The organism is Nostoc sp. 'Peltigera membranacea cyanobiont' 213, assembly GCF_002245975.1.
Lineage (GTDB): Bacteria > Cyanobacteriota > Cyanobacteriia > Cyanobacteriales > Nostocaceae > Nostoc.
Window position 1 is genome coordinate 1 of the sequence record NZ_NOLI01000237.1, and the last position, 5,862, is coordinate 5,862.

4 protein-coding genes and 1 pseudogene are annotated in these 5,862 nt (G+C 37.5%); all 5 read left to right on the top strand.

What is annotated here, in order from left to right; all coding sequences use genetic code 11:
- Positions 1 to 107: 107 nt before the first annotated feature.
- Positions 108 to 1,310 (top strand): eIF2A-related protein, encoded by a 1,203-nt coding sequence (locus CDG77_RS32870; protein ID WP_094333381.1) that lies wholly within the window; start codon positions 108 to 110, stop codon positions 1,308 to 1,310.
- A gap of 305 nt (positions 1,311 to 1,615) precedes the next feature.
- Complete coding sequence (locus tag CDG77_RS32875) at positions 1,616 to 2,878, top strand: STM4015 family protein (RefSeq protein WP_094333382.1); 1,263 nt, start codon at positions 1,616 to 1,618, stop codon at positions 2,876 to 2,878.
- 96 nt (positions 2,879 to 2,974) lie between these two features.
- On the top strand, positions 2,975 to 4,204 hold the full coding sequence (locus CDG77_RS32880) for a hypothetical protein (protein WP_094333383.1): 1,230 nt from the start codon (positions 2,975 to 2,977) through the stop codon (positions 4,202 to 4,204).
- A 21-nt stretch (positions 4,205 to 4,225) separates the two neighbouring features.
- Entirely contained in the window at positions 4,226 to 5,452 is a 1,227-nt protein-coding gene (locus CDG77_RS32885; protein WP_094333384.1) for a hypothetical protein, read from the top strand.
- A gap of 51 nt (positions 5,453 to 5,503) precedes the next feature.
- Positions 5,504 to 5,862: pseudogene (locus tag CDG77_RS32890) on the top strand (STM4014 family protein); the annotation flags it as partial.

Genomic DNA, 5,862 nt, shown 5'->3' on the forward strand with positions numbered 1-5,862 from the left:
GCTCTCAGTTCTGATGGCAAAATATTAGCTAGCGGTAATTAAGCGGACAGCGATCGCATTTTATCAATCTAGGGGAATGATAGCCAGTAGTGCAAGCTTAAACCATCATGTCACAGAATCCCAACCAGCCAAGACCTTTTGATGTTGTTTTAGGTAGCCAAACACCTATCCCAAACGATGCAGCAGTTTTAGGAGGACTGCCAGGAGTCAAACAACGGTTAGCCAGTACTACCCCACAAAATCGGATTGCAGCGTTAAAAGAAGCCCTCCAGCACGGGGATGCAGGCTTAGATTTAGTTATCCAAGCTTTGCAAAATGAAGTCACACAAGTTAGGTGGGCTGCTTATTCGCTGTTAAGGCAAAGAAAAGAACCTCGGATAAAACAGGCGTTACGCGAGTATAACCCTTGGCAAAAGCTTACATGTCTGCGTACTTTGGAAGGGCATTCAAGGTTTATTAGCTGTGTTGTCTTCAGCCCTGATGGACAAACTCTTTTCAGTGGCAGTTGGGACACAACAATCAAAGTATGGGAGTTTGCAACAGGACGTTTAATTCGCACGCTGGACGGAGGTGGATATTATGTTAGTTCCCTAGCCATTAGCCCTGATGGTCAAACTCTTTTCGTCGGACAGGAAAAGAATTTTATCAAGGTTTTGGATTGGCAAACTGGAAAGAAAATTAGCACTTTGCGTACTAGGTTACAAGCAAGGTTTACGTGGATTTACGCTCTAGCTGTTAGTCCAGATGGGCAAATTCTTTTTAGCAGCGACTATTCACTCAAAGCCTGGGATTGGCAGATGGCAAAAGAACTTTACAACTTGTATTCTCATCAGAGTGAGATTTGTTGTCTTGCAATCAGCTTAGACGGACAAATCTTAGTATGTAACAGTCAGGACAACAGCATCACCGTATGGGATTTAGCAACAGCAAAGCAAATCCATATTTTGAAGGGACATTCAAAAGCAGTTACCTCCGTTGCCATCACTGGCGATAAAAAAACTCTTGTCAGCGGTAGTTGGGACGCTTCTATTAAAGTGTGGGATTTAGAAACGGGAAAAGAAATTTACACTCTTATTGCAGATCAAACCCAGGTTAATTGTGTAGCCATTAGCCCAGATGGACAAACCTTCTTTAGCGGCGGTGAAGAAAATACAATCAAAGTATGGGATTTGCAAACCGGACAGCAGATGAACGCGCTAAGAGGGCACCAATCTCTTCTTATTAGGAGTCTTGCAATTAGCCCAGATGGGCAGAATCTGGTTAGTAGTTGCAGTTGGGAAAAAACTATTAAAGTGTGGGGACTTGCTTAAAGACAACATAACTATAGCAGGTATAGCAAATAATTCTGCTAAACCTTTTCTGAAGCAGGGATGGACAGGTTACACTTCTACATATTAAATCTCTCGTCCACCTGAATTTGGTCATATTGGCAGTGGTTGCGATCGCAGCGCTAATTCCTGGAACAATCAAAAGTAACGCCAAAAATCCCAAAAAGCTTTTCATAGAAAACATTCCCATTCTTTGATCGTCTACATCGCTCGTATTTTTGCTTGAGAGGTTGATGTATGCGTAGCATTTTTGGGAATTCTAATAAGGAATCAAAAGGTAAAGCACCATGACAGACAACCAAAATCAACCCAGAGATTATGATGCAGTGTTGGGAGGACAATCTCCGCCTCCTGTGGATGGAGTTGTTTTAGGAGGAATTGAGGGGGTTAAACGTTGTTTATCAAATCCTGTAATTACAGTCCGAATTGCTGCACTTAGCGAAGCCTTGAAATATGGTGATGCAGGGTTGGATGTATTAATTCAAGCATTGCAAGATAAATCGAGATTGGTACAGCGTTTTGCTTATCAACTATTGAAGCAAAAAACAGAACCGCAAGTCAAACAAGCTTTGCAAACATATAAACCTTGGAACTTGGAAGAGAGATTTAACGACTATCAAGGGTATAAAGGAAATAACGTTACTCAATTTGCTAATCGCCAAGTTCTAGAGTTCGATGCAAATGTAGGTATTGTTGAACCTGTTAACAATGCTTATGCTCTCAGGTTTGAGTATGAAAATCATGAGAATTTACCCAGTAAACTTAGTAGACTTCTGCAAGAACCCAACGCCGACAAATTAGAAGCTTTAGTGTTTGGTTTATGGAGCGAAGGAAGCCAAACCGATTCAAGTAGTATTGTTCAAGCTTTAGTTGATGCTAAACAACGTTTAACTAATCTCAAAGCTGTTTTTATTGGCGATCTTACTTCTGAGGATTCGGAAATATCTTGGATTCAACAAAGTGATGTAAGTCCCATTTTACAAGCTTATCCAAAACTCGAAATTTTGCAAATTCGTGGTGGCGATCGTTTACAATTTAGTCCGCCGATACGACACAATCACCTCAAAGCGTTGATTGTTGAAACTGGGGGTTTAAGTCGGGATACTGTTGCACAAATTTGTAATATGAATCTACCAGCCTTGGAACATTTAGAATTATGGTTTGGTAGTGAAGATTACGGCGGAGATTGTTGGGTTGAAGATTTAAATCCAATTATTTTTGCAGAAAAGTTTCCCAATTTGGTTTATTTAGGATTACGCAATAGTCAATTTACCGATGAAATAGTCAGTGTTATTATAGGTTCTCCAATTCTTGATTATATCAGCGTACTTGACCTTTCAATGGGAACGCTGACTGATGCTGGTGCGGAAGAATTGCTGAATAGTCAAGCTATAAATAATCTTGACATTCTCAATATTTCAGAAAACTTCTTATCTCAGGAAATGATTGAAAAATTCTCTGGTTTGGATGTGCGTATTTTGGCAAATAATCAGAAAGAAGAAGATGAAGATAGTTACATCGATGGTCGCTATTGTTCTGTTTCTGAGTGAAATTTACAGTAATGGGCGACTTCTAGTCGCGGCTACACAGACAAAACCCGCCTGCGCGGGTTAAAAAACTTTCTCTTAATTAGTTCAGTTTTAACTATGAATAATAATTCTAATCAACCCGGAGAATTTGACGCAGTACTTGGTGGAGAACAGCAAAATCAAAACTACGGTGTAGTTTTGGGAGGAATTGAGGGAGTTAAAAGTCGTCTGAATAGCGAAGATTATGAAGTCAGAATTGCGGCGCTTGAAGATGCACTAAAATATGGTGACGCAGGAGTAGATTTAATTACTGAGGAGTTATATAACTCTACAAACGAAACACATGATTGCGCTATTGATTTACTACGAAAAATGGGTATTAAAGGTAAACAGGCATTACTTGATTATGATCCTTGGTTATTTTTTACTACATTTAAAAATTGGAGAAACCTTTATTTTGATAAAATTGATGATCCAAGAGGTATAGCATACTGCGTCGATATTGAAAATCCATTATTAGATTTACTTAAAGACCCTAAAGCTAAATTATTAGAAGCAATAAAATGCAGAATATATGACGATGATATAAACATTACAACTGGTTTTAAAGATTTTTGTAACATAATTATTCATGCTTGTGAATTACTTACAAATTTACAAGCATTATTGATTGGAGATGAATACCGAATTTATAATAAAAAATATAAGATATCAAGAGTTAATGTATCTAATATTCATCCTCTACTCAAAGCTTATCCTAATTTAGAATTACTTCATATTCGGGGTAGAATGCTTGAGGAAGATATTCTCAAGCCTGAATTAAAGATAGTACAAGTTCGGAATAATGAAAATAATTCTATTATTCCCATTAAGCCATTAAAACATGAGAGTTTAAAAACTCTGATTGTTGATGCTGATGGTATATCTGATAGCAATCTTGCAAAAGTTTGTAATTTAAATTTACCATCTCTAGAATACTTTGAACTATGGCTAAATAGAAGCGATTTAAGCAACATCAATATTGATAGTTTAGCACCAGTGCTTTCGGGTGAATCATTCCCTAGCTTGGCATACCTAGCAGTGAGACAATGTGGAAACATGAGTGAAGTTGCTCAGGCTATTGTGAATTCCCCAATTATGCAACATCTGAAAGTACTTGAGTTAACAGATGGAAATATAAGTAATGGAGGTGTTTTATTAAACTCTCCAGCGATTAATCGCTTGCACACTCTCGATGTTTCTGGAAATCGTTTACATCCAAATATAATTGAGCAACTTTCTGAGTTGAAATGTCGAGTAATTGCAGATTCTCAGTTTAGCGATCGCTATTACTCAGTCTGGGAATAAAATAATAAAATATTATCCAAAATGAACAACAATCCAAATAAACCAAGAGAATATGATGCAGTGCTTGGTGGAGAAGTACCACCACCAGTTAACGGTGTAGTATTAGGAGGAATTGAAGGCGTAAAAAATCGGTTGAAAAGCCCTGAAGCTAGAGAAAGAGCATCTGCATTGATTGATGCTTTACGATATAAAGAAGAAGGTTTTCAATTAGTAATTGAAGCCTTGAAAGACTCTTCAGATAAAGTGCAGATTTTTGCTGATCGTCTTCTGCGAGATAAAGCTGGAGAAAAGGGTAAACAGGCTTTATTGAGACATAATCCTCAGCAATGTTTTACTATGCTAGAAGATTGGCAATTTGAAACTTTTTATCCAAATATTGGAATCACTTCTGCAATTAGTACAGCTTACGATGTTAAACTCTATCGTGAAAAACCCAATACTGGTGGAAGATTGGGTGTAATTGAATATTTTAATCTAGATGCTCTTAAAGCATTTATCAATGATAACCAAGTTAGTGAAGTTAAAGCTTTAGCTTGTTGGATGCCTTATGATCGTTACACAGAAATATATGAGCGACAGTCTGGAACACTCATAAATATGCTTTGTGAAGCTAGTCAAAAATTAAGAAATTTAAAGGCTTTATTTATTGGCGATTGCCGCCCACACGAGTATCAAAAATCACGTTTGTATCGAAGTGATCTGATTTCTATTTTAGAGACTTTTCCGAATTTAGAGGTATTAAAATTACATGGAGATGCTTATAATAAGCTCTTTGCAAAAAAAATATATCATCAATATTTAAAAACTCTAATATTAGAAACAGCTAATGACAATGCTCGCGCAATATCACAAATCTGCAACCTTGAATTGCCATCACTTGAATATCTAAAATTATCAGGAGGTACTTCTGGATATTCAGCAATAGAATTTGATTTTTTCGAGTCACTATTTTCAGGTGAATTACTTCCTAATTTATCTTATCTTAGTTTACCAAGCTTTAAAAATACTGACGTAATTGTAGAAGCTTTAGTTCAATCTCCAATTATTGAACGTCTAGCAGTGCTTGATATATCGATGGGAACTTTAACAGATAAAGGTGCAGAGAATTTGCTGAATTGTCCAAGTGTAAATCGGCTTTATACACTCAATATTTCTAAAAACTGCATATCTCCACAAATGGTTCAACAATTATCTCAACTTAATTGTCGATTAATTGCAGATTCGCAGGAAGAAAACTCTCGTCTCTGAGAAGTAGCTTCCCGCTATTCTGCCCTCCACGAATAAATAATACATTAGATAATGCTAAACTTCATCCTCATCGCCAACCCCGAAAACCGCCGTGTCGGTTTCTTCCAACAAGCTATCGCCCATTTCAACTTACCACCAGCTACCGTAGTAGATTACGCCGACTTAATAGCAGGAAAACAAACTCTCGAACAATTCAATACACCCAATACTATTATCCGCTTTGACTCTCCAGAAAAAAACTTTGATGTTGATAAAGCCATCATTGGGGAAGGGAGTAGGGAGTGGGGAGTAGGGAGTGGGGGAATTTTTTCTAGTTCCAATCATCAACATATTAGTGCAGAAGCCGCGACAAAATTAGAATTTGACAAAGGACTGATCCTCTATCCGCGACAGTGGTATTTAGGCTGGCG